The 15,965-nt window shown below is 73.0% G+C and carries 18 protein-coding genes; 6 read left to right on the plus strand and 12 right to left on the minus strand.

Features of this window, described 5'->3' with window-relative positions:
• Positions 1-182: 182 nt before the first annotated feature.
• Together ACR3ZA_RS04840 and ACR3ZA_RS04845 are read right to left on the minus strand one after the other, a co-directional pair.
• Positions 183-587 (minus strand): DUF6855 family protein, encoded by a 405-nt coding sequence (locus tag ACR3ZA_RS04840; protein WP_473660690.1) that lies wholly within the window; start codon positions 585-587, stop codon positions 183-185.
• A gap of 51 nt (positions 588-638) precedes the next feature.
• Complete coding sequence (locus ACR3ZA_RS04845; RefSeq protein WP_473660691.1) at positions 639-1,331, minus strand: hypothetical protein; 693 nt, start codon at positions 1,329-1,331, stop codon at positions 639-641.
• A gap of 50 nt (positions 1,332-1,381) precedes the next feature.
• Between ACR3ZA_RS04845 and ACR3ZA_RS04850 the strand changes: the two genes are divergently transcribed.
• Both ACR3ZA_RS04850 and ACR3ZA_RS04855 read left to right on the plus strand, forming a co-directional pair.
• Complete coding sequence (locus ACR3ZA_RS04850) at positions 1,382-2,008, plus strand: methyltransferase domain-containing protein (protein ID WP_473660692.1); 627 nt, start codon at positions 1,382-1,384, stop codon at positions 2,006-2,008.
• A 3-nt stretch (positions 2,009-2,011) separates the two neighbouring features.
• Positions 2,012-2,326, plus strand: coding sequence for a hypothetical protein (locus tag ACR3ZA_RS04855; RefSeq protein ID WP_473660694.1), 315 nt, complete (start codon positions 2,012-2,014; stop codon positions 2,324-2,326).
• 79 nt (positions 2,327-2,405) lie between these two features.
• Here ACR3ZA_RS04855 and ACR3ZA_RS04860 read toward each other — a convergent pair whose 3' ends face one another.
• From ACR3ZA_RS04860 to ACR3ZA_RS04905, 10 genes are all read right to left on the minus strand, one after another.
• Positions 2,406-2,756: a GntR family transcriptional regulator gene (locus tag ACR3ZA_RS04860; protein WP_473660696.1), complete on the minus strand. Its 351-nt coding sequence runs from the start codon at positions 2,754-2,756 to the stop codon at positions 2,406-2,408.
• Complete coding sequence (locus ACR3ZA_RS04865) at positions 2,753-3,667, minus strand: hypothetical protein (protein WP_473660697.1); 915 nt, start codon at positions 3,665-3,667, stop codon at positions 2,753-2,755. The genes ACR3ZA_RS04860 and ACR3ZA_RS04865 overlap by 4 nt, the downstream gene beginning before the upstream one ends.
• A gap of 102 nt (positions 3,668-3,769) precedes the next feature.
• Positions 3,770-5,062 carry an allantoate amidohydrolase gene (locus ACR3ZA_RS04870; RefSeq protein ID WP_473660699.1) on the minus strand — a complete coding sequence of 431 codons (1,293 nt, stop codon included), beginning with the start codon at positions 5,060-5,062 and terminating at the stop codon, positions 3,770-3,772.
• The gene (locus ACR3ZA_RS04875; RefSeq protein ID WP_473660700.1) at positions 5,059-6,285 is read right to left on the minus strand and encodes an aminotransferase class V-fold PLP-dependent enzyme; all 1,227 of its coding nucleotides are present in this window, start codon (positions 6,283-6,285) and stop codon (positions 5,059-5,061) included. Before ACR3ZA_RS04875 ends, ACR3ZA_RS04870 begins: the two co-directional genes overlap by 4 nt.
• A gap of 55 nt (positions 6,286-6,340) precedes the next feature.
• Positions 6,341-7,882, minus strand: a complete 1,542-nt coding sequence (locus ACR3ZA_RS04880; protein ID WP_473660702.1) for an AtzH-like domain-containing protein — start codon at positions 7,880-7,882, stop codon at positions 6,341-6,343.
• Positions 7,879-8,937, minus strand: coding sequence for an acetamidase/formamidase family protein (locus ACR3ZA_RS04885; protein WP_473660703.1), 1,059 nt, complete (start codon positions 8,935-8,937; stop codon positions 7,879-7,881). Before ACR3ZA_RS04885 ends, ACR3ZA_RS04880 begins: the two co-directional genes overlap by 4 nt.
• A 136-nt stretch (positions 8,938-9,073) precedes the next feature.
• Complete coding sequence (locus ACR3ZA_RS04890) at positions 9,074-9,811, minus strand: ATP-binding cassette domain-containing protein (RefSeq protein ID WP_473660705.1); 738 nt, start codon at positions 9,809-9,811, stop codon at positions 9,074-9,076.
• On the minus strand, positions 9,808-10,620 hold the full coding sequence (locus ACR3ZA_RS04895; protein ID WP_473660707.1) for an ABC transporter permease: 813 nt from the start codon (positions 10,618-10,620) through the stop codon (positions 9,808-9,810). Before ACR3ZA_RS04895 ends, ACR3ZA_RS04890 begins: the two co-directional genes overlap by 4 nt.
• On the minus strand, positions 10,610-11,416 hold the full coding sequence (gene modA / locus ACR3ZA_RS04900; RefSeq protein ID WP_473660708.1) for a molybdate ABC transporter substrate-binding protein: 807 nt from the start codon (positions 11,414-11,416) through the stop codon (positions 10,610-10,612). Before modA ends, ACR3ZA_RS04895 begins: the two co-directional genes overlap by 11 nt.
• On the minus strand, positions 11,413-11,826 hold the full coding sequence (locus ACR3ZA_RS04905; protein WP_473660709.1) for a TOBE domain-containing protein: 414 nt from the start codon (positions 11,824-11,826) through the stop codon (positions 11,413-11,415). The genes modA and ACR3ZA_RS04905 overlap by 4 nt, the downstream gene beginning before the upstream one ends.
• A gap of 305 nt (positions 11,827-12,131) precedes the next feature.
• Here ACR3ZA_RS04905 and ACR3ZA_RS04910 point away from each other — a divergent pair, with 305 nt between their 5' ends.
• From ACR3ZA_RS04910 to ACR3ZA_RS04925, 4 genes are read left to right on the plus strand one after another with little or no spacing between them, the layout of a single operon-like run.
• Positions 12,132-13,226, plus strand: coding sequence for a ThiF family adenylyltransferase (locus ACR3ZA_RS04910; RefSeq protein WP_473660710.1), 1,095 nt, complete (start codon positions 12,132-12,134; stop codon positions 13,224-13,226).
• Positions 13,227-13,228: 2 nt separating this feature from the next.
• Positions 13,229-14,443 carry a molybdopterin-binding protein gene (locus ACR3ZA_RS04915; protein ID WP_473660712.1) on the plus strand — a complete coding sequence of 405 codons (1,215 nt, stop codon included), beginning with the start codon at positions 13,229-13,231 and terminating at the stop codon, positions 14,441-14,443.
• The gene (gene moaCB, locus ACR3ZA_RS04920) at positions 14,440-15,516 is read left to right on the plus strand and encodes a bifunctional molybdenum cofactor biosynthesis protein MoaC/MoaB (protein ID WP_473660713.1); all 1,077 of its coding nucleotides are present in this window, start codon (positions 14,440-14,442) and stop codon (positions 15,514-15,516) included. The genes ACR3ZA_RS04915 and moaCB overlap by 4 nt, the downstream gene beginning before the upstream one ends.
• Positions 15,509-15,958, plus strand: a complete 450-nt coding sequence (locus tag ACR3ZA_RS04925; RefSeq protein WP_473660715.1) for a molybdenum cofactor biosynthesis protein MoaE — start codon at positions 15,509-15,511, stop codon at positions 15,956-15,958. Before moaCB ends, ACR3ZA_RS04925 begins: the two co-directional genes overlap by 8 nt.
• The last annotated feature ends 7 nt before the right edge of the window (positions 15,959-15,965 follow it).

The following is a 15,965-nucleotide window of genomic DNA, read 5'->3' on the forward strand; positions in this document are numbered from 1 at the left end:
AGTATACGCGGCCCATCCCGCCCCCTGTCAACCCGGCCCCCGCGCCGTCCCCGCCCGGCCCCCGCCCGGCCCCGCCCGGCCCCCGCCCGGCCCCCGCCGAGCGCTACCCAAATACGCGAGCGCTACCGAAGAACCGGGCGCGGTCGTGGATCTCGGTAGCGCTCGGCGGAAGGGGGGCGGGGCTAGATGGCGCGGACGCGGTTGTTGCGGGCCTCGTGGGTCAGCTCGGCGAGGCCGAGCGCCTCGAGTAGCGGAGGCAGGTACATGCCGAAGCGCCCGCGGTAGCCCTTCCGGAGGCCGTACCAGCCGCCGACCGGATTGGATGCGTCACGCCCCCACGCCTCGACCGTGCCAGGGGCGGGCTCCTTCTTCTCGTCGGCGGCCCCGAGGTCGACCCAGTCCCCCTGCTCGCGCAGCCACGCGTACAGGTCGTCGATTGCGCTCACGTGGTACGACAGCTTCGTTGAGCCGACCTGGCAGACGAGGGCGGGCGGGTCGGCATCGAAGTCGCGGTACATCGTGTACGCGCTCGACCCGGGCGCGGTGGTCAGCTCCCAGGGCTCGTCCTTGGTGCCGCTTCCGCTCATCGCCGTCTCCTCCGTCGTTGATTCGACGCTACTCTGCGACCCCGCCGGGGGCTAGGGCGCGGGCGGCACGGCGGCATCCAGCAGCGCCGCGACGTCGTCGGGCAGCTCGCGGAGAATCATCAGCTCGCTGACCTGCCGTGTCGAGCCGTCGGCGGGGATCGCGCCCACGATGCTCACATCGATGCCGCGCCGGGGCACCCGCACCGACAGGGTTTCACTCGCGCGCCCGAGATCGCGGTCGTTCCACCAGGCGCGGTCGCCGGAGACGCCGATGGGGGCGTCGGGGTCGGTCCACCGGATGTCGTCGGCGTACGGGCAGTCCGGGGCGACAGCGCCATCCATCGGATGCCAGGTGCGCGTGCTCACCCGCTCCAACCGGGGCACCGGCACCCCGACAAGCTCGGCGAGCGCCGGAACCAGACCGCGAAACGCCTGCCCGAGCTCGTCGATGTCGAGGGGTGAGATCGGGCGAGTCACGACCGGCGGCAGCCTGTTCGCAGCACGGCGCGCGTCGAAGGCGATGCGCCGGAGCGCAGCAGGGCGGGTGTGCGTGGCGGCGAGGTCGCGGGCAGCGGCGGCGTGCACCGCGCAGAACCACTCCTCATCGGGCGGGTGACCGACGAATCCCTCCGCCGCGGAGCGCTCCCGCCAGGCGCGCGATTCGTCGGTGGGCTGGAAGCGCACCAGCCCTCCGGCGGGCTCCGCCAGCAGCTCGCCGCAGACGGCGCATCCCGGTGGTCGCATGCACTTCACTGTGCCAGCCGGAAGGCGTCGTCGCGCGTATTCTCAACGTCATGTCTCAGAACGAAGCCGCCCAGTACTGGGAAGAGCGCTACTCGACCGCCACCCAGGTGTGGTCGGGCCGCGCCAACGCCTCCCTCGTCGCCGCCGCGAGCGAGCTGACCCCGGGCACCGCCCTGGATCTCGGATGCGGCGAAGGCGGCGACAGCCTGTGGCTGGCCGAACAGGGCTGGCGTGTCACCGGCGTCGACATCTCGCCGACCGCAGTGCGCCGCGGCGCCGACGAGGCGGCCCGCCGCGGCATCCCCGCCGACCGCAACACCTGGGTCGCGGCCGACCTGGAGACGTGGACCACCGAGCTGCGCTTTGACCTGGTCAGCGCCTGTTTTCTGCAGTCGAACGTGACGCTCTCGCGCGAGGCGATCCTGGGCCACGCCGCCACCCTCGTCGCCCCCGGCGGGCACCTGCTCGTGGTGGCGCACGCGGCGCCGCCGCCGTGGTCGAAGCACTTCCACGCCGAGATGCCGACCCCGGCCGAGGAGCTCGCCGCGCTCGACCTGTCGGCGGATGACTGGGAGACGGTCGCCGCCGAGGTGCGCGAGCGCCCGGCGACCGGCCCCGACGGGGAGTCGGCGGTGCTCCTCGACTCGGTCGTCATCGTGCGGAGACTCGCGGAGTAGCTCGTGCGAATCCGCCTGCTGCACATCGACGCGTGCCCGAACTGGGCCGACGCCGAGGTGCGACTGCGCGCGGCCCTCGATGAGCTCGGCCTCTCGGACATCCCCATCGCGGTGGAACTGCTCGCGACGCCGGAGGACACCATCGGCACCGCCTTCGCCGGCTCGCCGACGATCGAGGTCGACGGCACCGACCTGTTCCCCTCCGACGGTGCGACCAACGACCTCGCGTGCCGCGTCTATCGCACGCCTGCGGGTCTCGCCGGGCTCCCGACGCGCGAGCAGATCCTCGAGGCGCTGCGCGGCCGCGTCGAGGTGTGACGCAGGGTCGCGAATGACCCCTCAACCCAGCTGCGGAACCAGACCGCCACCGTAAGGCCGAGGATGCGGGAGGGGCGCCCTAGTCGCGCCAAATCGCACGCAGCACCCGGATGGCCTCGTCGAGGTCGAGGTCGGCTTCCGTGCTCGCCGAGTTGAAGCGGTGTGCCGCATCGAGGACGGCGCGAGAGATCGTGGTGGCGCTGGTCGCGACGCGCGTGCCCGCGCCGATGCGGGTGGCCAGGAGGCCGTCGGCTTCGAGGGCGCGGTACGCCTTGGCGACGGTTCCGGGTGCGACCCCGAGGTCAGCCGCGAGCTGTCGAACCGAGGGGAGGCGCTGGTCCGCGGCGAGCTGTCCTGAGGCGATGAGGCCGCGGAGCTGATCTCGGATCTGTTCCGTCGGCGGTGCCGCGCCGGCCAGCGTGATGTTCATGTCGTGGCCCGGGCAAGGGTTCGTGCGCGGGTCGGCACGGCGGTCAGCGCGATGCTGACCCAGAAGGCGACGCCGAGCGCGGCGGCGATGTACGACGTGGCACCCAGAACGGGTTCGAGCGCGGCGATGGGAGTCCACGAGCTGAAGGCCCCGAAGCTCCCGCGCAGGCTCGCCGCGCCCGCGACGAGCCCCAGCGCCTGGGACAGGCTGAGGAACAGCGTCGCGGTGATCGCTGCGATCACGTTGCGGGAGCGCAGCTCTCGACTCCGCTGATCGGCTTCGATGTCTTCGGCGAACGCGGGTCTCGCGATCAGCGCGAGGTTGATCCCGGCGACGATCAGCATCACGCCCAGGACGGCGAGCACGGGGAGCGAGTAGAACCAGCCGTAGATGCTGGTGCCGATGACATACTCGCCGCCGATCTCGATCAGCCACATCGTGTACTTGCCGGTGCCCTCTTCGGGCTGCGAGACCGCCCCACACCAGATCGTGAGGATCACGAGAAGCGCCAGGACGATGCCGGGGGCGATCAGCCAGCGAGGGCGGATGAAGCTCAACGGGCCCCGCGGCGTCAGGACGGCCGTGGTGGACGTTCTTCGGCCGATGACCGGGAAGGTCAGCACGATCATGGCGACCAGGCCCGCGATCGGCGGAACAAGGAACCGGAAGTCCCCGTAGAGGTCCCAGAACGATGCCGGCAGGTCGACCGGGATCAACCACGACAGCCCCGCTCCGACGATGCGACCGATCCCGTCTCCCAGCAGACCGACCATGGCAGCGACAGCGACCGTGACGGCGGCGGCCCCTCGCAGGCCGCCACGGCGCCGGCCGTATGCCGCCCACCAGACAAGGGCCGCGACAGGACCCAACAGCGACTGCCCGAACACCAGCAGGAGAAATACCAGTGTCACAACGCCTCCAGAAGTGTGTCAGCTGCCAGATACACTGAAATGTAACACGGTGACGATACACCTGGCGATCGCCGCGATCACGGGCGACCAGCGAAAGGAGCCCTACGGCACCAGTCCCGGCGCATCCGCGTCGCCCGCCGAGTAGCGCAGCGCCACGTCGAGCACCGCCGCGTGCATCGCGTCGATCGAGGCCGCCACGTCGTCGAGTCGCACCGACTCGTCCTTGTGGTGGCTGATGCCCCCGGCGCAGCGCACGAACAGCATCGCCACGTCGGTGAGCTCGCCGACCGCCATCGCGTCGTGGCCGGCCACGCTGAACAGGTCGAGCGGCGACTCGTCGCCGGTCGAGCGGATGCCCGCCGCAATCGACTCGCGCAGGTGCGGCGCGCACACCATCTCGGGCGCGGCGTGCGTCGACTCGACCTCGAGCGACAGGCTGCGGTCGAGCGCGATCTCGCGGATGCGGCGGCGGATCGCCTCCCACGTCATGTCGCGCCCCTCCGCGGTGGCGTCGCGCAGGTCGAGGCTGAACTCGGCGAGACCGGGGATGACGTTCACCGCATCCGGTTCGACCGAGATGTGGCCGATCGTCGCCGGGCTGTTGTGGTCGCGCGCGATCTGGTCGATCGCGAGGATCATCTCGCTGGCGCCCTGCAGCGCGTCGCGGCGGATCTCCCACGGCGTCGCGCAGTGCCGGGACTCCCCCACCACGCGGATCAGCCGCCGCTCGGCCGCGGCGATCGACGTGACGACGCCGAGCGCGCGGTCGAGCCGCTCCAGGCTCGGGCCCTGCTCGATGTGCGCCTCCAGGTAGGCGACCACGTCCTCCGGCTTGCGCGCGGCGAGCGGGATGCGCTCCGGGTCGAGCCCGAAGGCCAGCGCCGCGTCGTGCAGCGTCGTGCCCTCGGCATCCTGCAGCTCGTTCCACTCCGACTTCCAGCCGCCGGCGAAGGCGCGCGAGCCGAGCAGCGTCGCCCCGAAGCGGGTGCCCTCCTCGTCGGCGAAGGCGACCACCTCGAGCGCGAACGGCAGGTCGACGTGCTCCAGCCGCTCGGCGACCTCGATCGCCACCAGCACCCCGAGGATGCCGTCGTAGCGTCCCGCGCCCGGCACCGTGTCGAGGTGCGAGCCGAGCACCAGCGCGGGCATGCCCTCCGGGTCGTCGGAGCGGCGACCGCACTGGTTGCCGGCGGCGTCCTGCCAGGAGTGCATGCCGGCCTCGCGCATCCACGAGGCGGCGATCGCGTTCACGCGGGCGTGCTCGGGGCTCAGGTAGACGCGCTCGATGCCGTCCTCCATCGAGGAGTGGCGCGCGAGCTCGTCGGCGCGCGCCAGCACGCGCTCCGCGGCGGGCAGTGAGTCGATCGCGGGGGTTCCGTCGAGTCCCAAAGTCACGCGGCACTCCCATACGCCTCGAGCGCCGCATCCACGCCGCCGCCGACCGGAACGGTCACGCCGCCGCGGCGCAGCAGCTGTTCGAGCGCGGCGAGGGTCGTCAGCACCGTGTCGCGGCGGGCGTTGTAGCCCATCACGCCGATGCGCCACACCTTGCCGTGCAGCGGGCCGAAGCTCGTGCCGATCTCGATGCCGTAGTCGGTGAGCATGGCCGCGCGCGCGGCGTCGCCGTCGATCCCCTCGGGGATGTGCACGCCGATCACGTTGTTCATGCGCACGCTCTGGTCGCCGAAGATCTCGAAGCCGAGCCCGGCGAGGCCCGCCGCCATCGCGCCGCCGTGCAGGCGGTGCCGCTCGACGGTGGCCTCCAGGCCCTCCTCCAGCAGGATGCGCGCGCACTCGCGCGCCCCGTACAGCATCGTGGTGGCCTCGGTGTGGTGGTTGAGGCGCTTCGGGCCCCAGTAGTCGAGGATCTGCGCCAGGTCCAGATAGTTGGAGCGGATCGGGTTCGCCAGCACCGGGTCGCCCTCGCTGCGGATGCCCGCCTCAATCGACTTGCGGGCCTCGATGACGGCGCGCGCCGCATCCGAGATCGTGATGGGGGCCGAGCCCGAGGGGCCGGCGAGGCACTTCTGCAGGCCCGCGCTCACCACATCCACCTCCCACTCGTCGGTGAGGAAGGTGTTGCCGCCGAGGCTCGCCGTGGTGTCGCTGTAGAGCAGCGCGCCGTGCTTGTGGGCGAGCGCGCCGAGCTCGTCGAAGGGCTGCGCGACCGTGGTGGAGGTGTCGCCGTGCACGACGGCGAGCAGCTTCGGCTTGACCTCGATGAGCGCCTTCTCGATCTCGGCGGTGGTGAAGACGGTGCCCCACTCACGCTCGATGACGTGCACCTCGGCGCCGCAGCGCTCCGCGATCTCGCGCAGCAGGTGACCGAAGCGCCCGAAGACCGGCACGAGCACCTTGTCCCCCGGCTCCAGCAGCGACACCATCGCCGCCTCGATGCCGGCGCGGCTGGTGCCGTCGACCAGCAGGGTGGCGTCGTTGCGGGTCGCGAAGACGCCGCGGTAGAGCTCCTGCGTCTCGGCCATGTAGGCCGTCATCGCCGGATCGTACTGCCCGACGAGCTGGGCGCTCATGGCGCGCAGCACGCGCGGGTCGGCCGTGATCGGGCCGGGACCCATCAGGAGGCGGGCGGGCGGGTTGATCGGCAAGGCAGTGGTCACTGCCCCATCTTAGGAAGGGAATGTTTCGGGGATGTTGATCAGAGCAACATTCGAATCAACCGAACAGGTCGGCCGCCAGTTCGACGAGCGCGAGGTCGCTGCCACGAGGGCCCACCAGGCACAGACCCAGCGGCGCGGGGCGACCGGTCGGACCGGTCGCGCTCAGCACGGGCACGCTCAGCGCGGGTCGGCCGGCGACGCCCGCCACGCTGCACAGCCGCAGCGTCGCCCCGCGCACCGCCTCCAGCTCCTCCGCCGAAGCCAGCGCGCTCGGCGCGGCGGACGATGCCGAGGGCAGCAGCAGGATGCGATCCCCGAGGATCGAGTCGAGGCGCTCGCGCGCCACCGCCATCGCCTCGCGGGCGGCCGCCTCGCTCGTGGCGCTCATGCCTTGCGCGATCTCGAAGCGCTCGCGCACGCCCGGCCCGAGCGTGCCGGGGTTCGCCGTCACCCACTCGCCGTCGCTCTTCCAGGCCTCGGCGGGCTGGATGGTGCGGAAGATCGTCAGCAGCTCATCGGGCTCCGGGATGTCGACCTCGGCGGGCGAGAAGCGCGCCACGCTCGCGTCGAAGGCCTCCAGCACCTCGGCGTCGAGGTCGCGGCGCAGCGACGGGGCCACGACGAACTCGGGCGCGAGTCGCTGCTCGGTCGCCCCGAGCGTCGCCTCGACCGCGTTGTGCAGGGTCTCCGGGTCGCGGGTCAGCCAGCCGACGGTGTCGAAGGTGGGCGCGAGCGGCCAGACGCCGTCGAGCGAGACCACATCGTGGGTCGGCCGCAGGCCCCACAACCCTTGATAGGAGGCGGGAACGCGGATCGAGCCAGCCGTGTCGGTACCGAGCCCCAGATCGGCCTGCCCGCTGGCCACCGCCGAACCGGGGCCGCTCGAGGAGCCGCCCGGCAGGGCGCCCGGCACGGCCGCATTCGGCGGGGTGCCGTAGTGCGCGTTGGCGCCCGCGATCGAATACGCGAACTCGTCGGTCTGGGCGATGCCCGTCACGTGGGCTCCCGCCTTCAGCAGCGCCTCCAGCGCCCGGGCGGTGCGCTTGGCCGGCTTCGAGGTTTCCAGAAACCGCGGATTCCCGACGCCGAGCGCGAAGCCCTTCACCTCGAACAGGTCCTTCACCGCGATGCCGACCCCATCCAGCACGCCGTCGCCGTGCGGTGCCACCAGCGGAGTGCCGACCGTGCGCCAGATGCGCGCATCAACGGCGGGGGCGGGCGCGCTCACATGCGCCGCCGACACCACCCAGCCGAGCTCGGCGTCGCGACGCCAGAGCTGGGTCTGCAGCCCGCGTCCGCCGCGGCGCGCCGCGACCTCCGCCACCACGAGCGCGTTGTCGCCGTCGACCGGGCGCACGTGCAGGGCGAGCAGCTGGCGCTGCGGCGCTCCCCCGCGTCCGCGCCGGAACGCGGCGATCGCGTCGTGTCCGACCAGCAGCCCGGTGGCGTCGCCGCGCAGCGTGCTCGAGCCCGGTGCGAAGGCGGCATCGAGGGCCGCCACGTCGTCCGACATCAGGGCGGTCTCGTAGGCGAGCACCGCCTCCACGAGCCCGTCGGGCTCCTCGACTCCTTGCGGGAGGCTCACCGACACCGTCATTGGAAGTCCGCCTTTCGAATGCGCGCGTGCACGCCGGTGACCCGGTCGACCACCTGCGAGATGTTGAAGTCCGTCGCCGCGCTGAGGTAGGCGAAGGCGTGCTCGGGGTCCATGCCGTGCACCTCGCCCAGCAGGTCGATCGCGGCGCGCACGGCCGCGCGGTTCGCCTCGCCCAGGTCGGCATCCATCCCGGTCGGCACCAGGAACTCGGGGGTCTCGATGATCGGGCCGTGGCGGCGCGCGACACGCGCGAGCGGATGGTCGGAATGCACCCGCCGGAACCGCAGGCGCACACGCAGCGAGGCCTCCATCGCGGTGAGCGCGACCTCGCCGTCGCCCTGCGCGAAGTGCGGGTCGCCGACGAAGGCGAGCGCGCCCGCCACCTGCACCGGCAGGTAGAGCGTGCTGCCGACGGTCAGCAGCTTCACGTCGATGTTGCCGCCGTGACGGCCGGGCGGCACCGAGTGCGGGCGGGTGTCGCCCGCAACGGCGACGCCCATGATGCCGAGGAACGGGTCGAGCGGGAAGTGCACGTCGGCGTCGCCGCCTTCGACGCGCGGAACCCAGCCCTGCCCGTCGCGGGCAGCGGCGAAGACGCTGACGTTCGTCTCGCCGCGCGGGAACTCGCCGGGCAGCGCGCCGCGTCCGTGTCGGTTCGAGATCACGCCGTAGGGCACGCGCGGGATCGTCTCGAGCACGTCGATCGCGAGCAGCTCGCCGGGCTCCGCGCCGCGCACCTCGATCGGGCCGGTGACGACGTGCGGGCCGTCGTCGGCGCCGCGCTGGCGCGTCGCGACGAGGGTGACCGCGTCGTCGAGCACCTGCTCGCGCGGTACCCCGTGGCCGGCGAAGAACGCCGCCGGGTCGGAACCCTGGTCGTCGAGCAGCCCCTCGTGACTGAGGGTGTCGATGGTGACCTCGTCGCCCGAGTCGATCGAGAGCACCGGCGTATCGGTCTCGCAGGGCAGCACGCCCCAGAACACGTGCCGCGGATCGGCCGGAAGATACGGCCCATCCCCGTGCGGGCCGACCCCCGGCTGCAGAATCTCAAGCATCAGTCCAGACTACGGCGCGCAGTGCGTCGCTTCTCCGGAGTTCTCCACGACCGCATCCGTGTTTCTGGGATGCGTTCCCGCCGACAGCGCGAAAACTCCGGAGAAACGGCACACTCTGCGCACGCGCTGCCGCACGTCACTCGGGCGGGGTGCTGAACAGTCGGGTGACGTACGGGGTCGCCGGATGCGCGCGCAGCTCGGCCACCGCACCGCGCTGCGTCACCGTGCCCGCCTCGAGCACGAGCACCTCGTCGCCGAGCGCCTCCACATCGGCGCGCGAGTGGGTGACGATCACCGAGGGGATGGGCAGCCCGCGCAGCAGCTCCCCCAGCTCGGCGCGCACCTCCGCGCGCACCTCGACGTCGAGCGCCGCCAGCGGCTCGTCGAGCAGCAGCAGGCCCGGCTCGGCGGCGAGCGCCCGCGCGAGCGCCACCCGCTGCGCCTGCCCGCCCGAGAGCTCGGCCGGGAGCCGGTCGGCCAGCGCCGTGAGCCCGAAGCGCTCCAGCCACGGTTCCGCCGCTGCGCGCCCGGCCGCGCGCCCGCTGCGCACGCGCACCGCGAAGCCGACGTTGTCACGGACGCTGAGGTGCCCGAACAGCACGTAATCCTGAAACACGAGACCGATGCCGCGGCGCTCCGGCGGCAGATCGATGCCGTCGCCCGCGAGCACGCGCCCGGCCAGCTCGATGCGCCCACCCTCCAGCGGATGCGCACCCGCCAGCACCGCGAGCGTCGTCGACTTGCCCGCCCCGTTCGGTCCGACGAGCGCAACCGGACGACCCGGCGTCGCCGTCAGGGTGAGCCGCAGGTCGACGTCGCCGCGGTGCGCTTCGAGGTGCGCGATGAGTCCGCCCGCGGGCGTCTCGCCACTCACGCGCGCACCCCCGGCATCCACCGGTCGCGCAGCGCGAGAATGACGGCGAGCGCCACGACGAGCAGCACCAGCGCCAGCACGATCGCCGCATCCGGGTCGGACTGCAGCGCCAGGTAGCTCGCGATCGGCAGCGTGCGGGTGACCCCGGGCAGGCTGCCGGCGAACGTGATCGTCGCCCCGAACTCGCCGAGCGCGCGGGCGAAGCAGAGCACCGCGCCGGCCGCCACGCCGGGGCCGACGAGCGGGAGAGTCACCAGTCGGAACACCTGCGCGCGGCTCGCCCCCAGGGTGGCGGCGGCGAGTTCGGTGCGCCGGTCGGCCGAGAGCAGCGCGCCCTCGACGGCGAACACCAGGAACGGCATCGCGACGAACACCTGCGCGATCACGACCGCGCCCGTCGTGTACGGGATGCCGATGCCCAGCTCACCGAGCCAGCCGCCGAGCACACCGCTGCGCCCGAGCAGCAGCAGCAGGGCGATGCCGCCGACCACCGGCGGCAGCACGAGCGGAATCGTGATCGCCGCGCGCAGCAGGCGCCGCGGCACCACCGGCCAGCCGTGCGAGCGCGCCAGCACGACCGCGAGCGGGACCCCGAGCAGCAGAGAGATCAACGTCGAGAGCGCGGCGGTGCCGAGTGACAGCGCCAGCGCCGGGCCGACCACCTCGCCCGTCACGATCTCGACCACGCGATCCCACGGCGCGCGCAGCACGAGCGCGACGAGCGGCAGCACCAGCAGGGCGAGCGCCAGCCCCGCGCCGACGACGACGAGGAGCGGGAGTGCGCGGCGCCGGGAGCTCTTACGGGGCACCGAAACCCGCCTCCTGAAGGAGCGCCTGCCCCGCCGCCGACAGCACGAACGCGACGAAGGCGGATGCGGCATCCGGGTTCGGTGCCTCGGCGAGCGCAGCGATCGGGTAGTTGTTGACCACCGCGGCCGCGTCCGGGATCTCGATGCCGACGACCGCGGCGCCTGCCGCCCGCACGTCGGTGCGGTAGACGAGTCCGGCATCCGCCTCGCCGAGCAGCACCTTGGTGAGCACCGCCTTCACGTCGGATTCGAGGGTGTCGGGCGCGGCGGTCACTCCGGCGAGCGCGAGCAGCTCGGCGCTCGCGGCGCCGCACGGCACGGTCTCGTCGCACAGCGCGATCGCGAGCTGAGGGCGGGCGAGGTCGGCCAGGCCCCGAACGCCCGCGGGGTTGCCCGCCGGCACCACGAGTTCGAGTGTGTTGGTCGCGAAGATCGGCGCCGCGCCCGCCAGCCCGGCGTCGACCACGCGCGCCATCGCGGACTCGTTCGCGGCGGCAAGCACGTCGGCGGGCGCCCCGGCGAGGATCTGCTCGGCGAGGGCGCCGCTGCCGCCGACGCTCACGATCACCTCGACACCCGGATTCTCGGCCTCGAACGCGGCGGCCGCCCCGTCGAAGACCTCGGTGAGCGAGGCGGCCGCGAGGACGGTCAGGGTTCCGCCGGGCGCACCCTCGTCGGCGTCGGTCTCGGCGGGCGCGGCGCATCCCGCAAGCAGGAGCGCGCTCGCGGCTCCGAGCGCGATGCCACGAACGCGGCGGGCGCGGGCGGCCGTGAACCCGCGGGTCGCGCGGGTCACGCGCGCTCCTCGGGGCGCTCGACCGTCACCACGGTTGCCTTCGCGCTCGCCACCGCGAGCACGCCCACCTCGAGCCCGAGCTCGTCGGCCGCCTCACGGCTCATCAGCGAGACCACCCGGAACGGCCCCGCCTGGATGTCGACCTGCGCCATCACCCCGTCGCGTGTCACCGCGGTGACGATGCCGGTGAAGCGGTTGCGGGCGGAGACGCGGGCGGCGGGGAAGGCATCCGACAGCGGAGACTCGGCAGCCAGCTCGGCCATGAGCGGCGCGAGCTCGGCACCGTCGATCACCTGGCGGCCATTCTCACCCCGCCGGATCGGCAGACGCCCGCTGTCGCCCCAGCGGCGCACCGTGTCGTCGCTGACCCCGAGCAGGGCCGCGGCCTCGCTCACTCGGAACTCGCTCATCTCGCCCCTCCTCGTGCATATCTCCGCATCTGCGTTTCAATTCATCAAATCTAACCGCATCTGCTGAAAAGTACTGGCCTGCCTCGACCTCCGGCGACCCCCACCCGCACCGCGACACCCGCCACCCGAGCGCAAAGTCGGAGATTCGGGCGGTTGGTCCACGACTCGTGGACATGGACGCCGGATCGCCGACTTTCGGAGGAGGGGCGCGCGACGCGCGTTCGAGCGGGCGCGGACTGCGCCGCGCCCACCGTCACGACCGCACCCACCCGGTGCCACGACCCGCGACCTGGAAGAATCGCTGCATGCCTCTCGACCCCGCCGCGCCGCGCTTCGCGCGCCAGCGCGTCCTCGAGGGTTTCGGCGCGAGCGCGCAGGAACGCCTCGCCGCCGCGCACGTCGTCGTGGTCGGCGCGGGCGGACTCGGCTCGGCCGTGCTGCCCGCGATCGTCGGCGCCGGGGTCGGCACGATCACGATCGTCGACGACGACACCGTCGACGTCAGCAACCTGCACCGCCAGACCCTGCACCGCGCCGAGGACGTCGGGCGGGTGAAGGTCGAATCGGCGGCCGAGGCGCTGCGAGCGATGTCGCCCGACACCGTCATCCACCCGGTCGCCGAGCGCTTCACCGGACGCAACGCGCTCGACCTGCTGCTCGACGCCGACCTGTTGATCGACGGCAGCGACAACGCGCCCACCCGCTACCTGTGCAACGACATCGCGGCGGTGCGCGGCATCCCCTTGGTGTGGGGCTCGGCGGTCCGCTACACCGGCCAGGCCGGGGTCGCCTGGGACGAGCGCGGCGTCGACTACCGCGACCTCTTTCCCGAAGCGCCGGATGCCGAGAGCCTCAGCTGCGAACTGGTCGGCGTGCTGCCCCCGGTCTGCACCGTCATCGGCGGGGTGATGGCGGCGGAGGCGATCAAGCTGCTGACCGGCATCGGCGAGCCGCTGCTCGGCCGCGTCGCCATCTTCGACGCGCGCAGCGGCAGCATGCGTGAGGTGCGCTACGAGCGCGAGCCGGGCGTCGTGCGTCCCGGCTCGATCGAGGAGCGCACCGCCGAGTGCGAGCTCGACGGCTCCACCTCGATCGACTCCCCCGCTCTCGCCGCGGAGCTCGCCAGCGACGAGCCCCCGATGCTGATCGACGTGCGCGAGCCGCACGAGCACTCCTTCGTCGCGCTGCCGGGTTCGACGCTCATCCCGCTGCGCGACATCCTCGCGGGGGTCGATCCGCTCGATCGCGACGCCGACATCGTGCTCTACTGCCACCACGGTGTGCGCTCCGGGCAGGCGCTCGCCTCGATGCAGACGCTCGGCTTCACGCGCGTGCGCCACCTCACCGGCGGCATCGACGCCTACGCCCGCGCCGTCGACCCGGCGATGCCGAGGTACTGACGATGCCCGGCTCGGCCGCCTTCCGCCGCACCGTCGAGGAGCACGCCGACGCCGTGCGCGCGCTGCTCGCGCCGGTGCGCGAGCGCGCACACCAGAGCGTGCCGATCGAGGACGCGCTGGATCGCGTGACCGCCCACGCGGTGACCTCGCCGGTCGCCCTGCCGCTGTTCCGCAACTCGCAGATGGACGGCATCGCCGTCCGCGCCGCCGACCTCGCGAACGCCGCACCCGAATCCCCCGTGCTGCTGCCGCTCGTCGGCGAGGTCGCGGCCGCCGCCGGCGAACCCGCGCCGCTCTCCCCCGGCACCGCCGTGCGCATCATGACCGGTGCCCCCGTTCCGGCGGGCGCGGATGCGGTGGTGCGCGTCGAAGACACCGAGGATCGCGGCGCCGAGGTCGCCATCCTCGTCGCCCCAGCAACCGGCCTGTATGTCCGGGAGGCGGGCTCCGACCTGACCGCAGGAGCCGAGCTCGTGCCCGCCGGGCGCCGCCTGCGCTCGCGCCACCTCGCCGCGCTCGCCGCTGCCGGACTCACCCACGTCGACGTGCAGACGCGGGTGCGCGTCGCCATCATCTCGACCGGCAGCGAGCTGGTCGCCCCCGGAACCGTGGCGGGCCCGGGGGAGCTGTTCGACGCCAACGGTCCAGCTCTTGCCGCAGCCGCCCGCAGCCTGGGCGCCGAGGTCGTGCTGAGCGGTCGGGTGCGCGATGACGCCGACGACTTCGTGGCGCTGCTCGATGCCGCCTGCGACGCCGGTGCCGAGCTGATCGTCACGAGCGGCGGCGTCTCCATGGGCGAGCACGAGGTCGTGCGCGAGGTGCTCGAGCCGCGCGGCGCCCTCGTCGGAAGCGTGGCGATGCAGCCGGGCGGACCGCAGGGCACCGCGGAGTGGGAGGGCATCCCGGTGCTGTGCTTCCCCGGCAACCCCGTCAGCTCACAGCTGTCGTTCGAGCTGTTCGCCGCGCCCGTGCTGCGCGAGATCGCCGCACTGCCGGCAGCGGTGCACGGCCGCGAGCCGGTCGCGCACGCGCTCGACTCGATCGCCGGCAAGCGCCAGTATCTGCGCGGGGTCCGAAGCGCCGCCGGGGTCGCGACCGTCGCGGGCCCCGGCTCGCACCTGGTGGCCGCGCTGGCCGCCGCCGAGCTGCTGATCGTCGTGCCGGAGCACGTGACCCGCCTGGACCCCGGCGACATCGTGGAGACTGTCGAACTATGACCCAGCCAAAGCTCACCCACCTCGACGCCGCCGGTCAGGCGCACATGGTCGACGTCGGCGCCAAGCCGATCACCCGCCGCGTCGCGCTCGCGGGCGGCCGGCTTCTGACCAGCCCCCAGGTGATCGGCCTGATCCGCGGCGAGGGGATGCCGAAGGGCGACGTGCTGGCGACCGCGCGGCTGGCGGGCATCCAGGGCGCCAAGCGCGTCGACGAGCTGATTCCGCTCGCCCACTCGCTCGGACTCGACTCGGTCGACGTCGACTTCGAGCTCGGCGAGCGCGAGATCCAGATCCGCGCCACCGCCGCCGTCACCGGACGCACCGGGGTCGAGATGGAGGCGCTCACGGCCGTCGCCGTCGCCGGGCTCACCCTGCACGACATGATCAAGGCGGTCGACCCGCTCGCCGAGCTCGGCGAGATCCGGCTGCTCGAGAAGACCGGCGGCAAGCACGGCCACTGGACCCGCGAGTCCAGCGGGTTGAGCGCCGAAGGCGGGTCGAGTGCCGCCGAAGGCGGTGTATCGAGACCTGATCCGCAGGATCGTGTATCGAAACCGCTCGGCGCATCCGCGGGCCTCGATACGCCGACTCCGTCGGCTACTCGACCCACTGCCCTCACCCTCGTCTCCTCCACCCGCGCCGCCGCCGGCACTCGCGACGACACGACCGGCCCGCTGATCGCCGCCTGGCTCGACACCCACGGCTTCACCGCCGCTCCCCCGCGCATCGTCGCCGACGCCGACCTCCCGGCCGCCCTCGCCGAGGCGCTGGCCGAGAAACCGGCGCTCATCCTCACCACCGGCGGCACCGGTATCTCGCCCACCGACCGCACGCCGGAGGCGACCGCCGCCGTGCTCGACCGCGAACTCCCCGGCATCGCCGAGGCCCTGCGCGCCGCGGGCCGCGCCGCCACCCCGACCGCCGCACTCAGCCGCGCCCTCGCGGGCGTCGCGGGCTCGACGCTCATCGTGAACCTGCCCGGCTCCGCCGGCGGCGTGCGCGACGGGCTCGCCGTGCTCGAACCGCTGCTGCCGCACCTGCTCGATCAACTCGCCGGCGGCGACCATGACTGACGGCGCACGCGCGGCCGACGACGCACCCGGCCTCGTCGCGCTCGCGCAGGTCACCGAAGACGTGCTCGACCGCGCCCGGATCGAGGACTCGGTGGTGACCGCCGCCGACGGCGCCGTGGTCTGCTTCGCCGGAGTGATCCGCAATCACGATCACGGCGACGGCGTGCTCGCCCTCGACTACCGTGCCCACCCGGAGGCGGAGCGCTTTCTGCGCGAGACCTGCGCCGAGATCGCGGCCGAAACAGGCCTGCGGGTAGCCGCCGTGCACCGGGTCGGACGACTGGAGATCGGGGATGCCGCGCTCATCGCGGCGGTCGCCGCCCCGCACCGCGCCGAGGCGTTCGACGCCTGCGCGCGCCTGGTCGACTTGATCAAGCAGCGCGTGCCGATCTGGAAGCGCCAGCACCTGGTCGACGGCGTCTCGGAGTGGGTCGGCCTGTAGACGCGGT

The organism is Herbiconiux sp. J20-20, assembly GCF_057365085.1.

What these genes read in the sequence shown, in the direction of transcription:
- ACR3ZA_RS04840 (WP_473660690.1), bottom strand. Translation starts at nt 587, where the DNA reads ATGAGCGGAAGCGGCACCAAGGACGAGCCCTGGGAGCTGACCACCGCG.
- ACR3ZA_RS04845 (WP_473660691.1), bottom strand. Translation starts at nt 1,331, where the DNA reads ATGCGACCACCGGGATGCGCCGTCTGCGGCGAGCTGCTGGCGGAGCCC.
- ACR3ZA_RS04850 (WP_473660692.1), top strand. Translation starts at nt 1,382, where the DNA reads ATGTCTCAGAACGAAGCCGCCCAGTACTGGGAAGAGCGCTACTCGACC.
- ACR3ZA_RS04860 (WP_473660696.1), bottom strand. Translation starts at nt 2,756, where the DNA reads ATGAACATCACGCTGGCCGGCGCGGCACCGCCGACGGAACAGATCCGA.
- ACR3ZA_RS04880 (WP_473660702.1), bottom strand. Translation starts at nt 7,882, where the DNA reads ATGACGGTGTCGGTGAGCCTCCCGCAAGGAGTCGAGGAGCCCGACGGG.
- ACR3ZA_RS04885 (WP_473660703.1), bottom strand. Translation starts at nt 8,937, where the DNA reads ATGCTTGAGATTCTGCAGCCGGGGGTCGGCCCGCACGGGGATGGGCCG.
- ACR3ZA_RS04905 (WP_473660709.1), bottom strand. Translation starts at nt 11,826, where the DNA reads ATGAGCGAGTTCCGAGTGAGCGAGGCCGCGGCCCTGCTCGGGGTCAGC.
- ACR3ZA_RS04910 (WP_473660710.1), top strand. Translation starts at nt 12,132, where the DNA reads ATGCCTCTCGACCCCGCCGCGCCGCGCTTCGCGCGCCAGCGCGTCCTC.
- ACR3ZA_RS04915 (WP_473660712.1), top strand. Translation starts at nt 13,229, where the DNA reads ATGCCCGGCTCGGCCGCCTTCCGCCGCACCGTCGAGGAGCACGCCGAC.
- moaCB (WP_473660713.1), top strand. Translation starts at nt 14,440, where the DNA reads ATGACCCAGCCAAAGCTCACCCACCTCGACGCCGCCGGTCAGGCGCAC.
- ACR3ZA_RS04925 (WP_473660715.1), top strand. Translation starts at nt 15,509, where the DNA reads ATGACTGACGGCGCACGCGCGGCCGACGACGCACCCGGCCTCGTCGCG.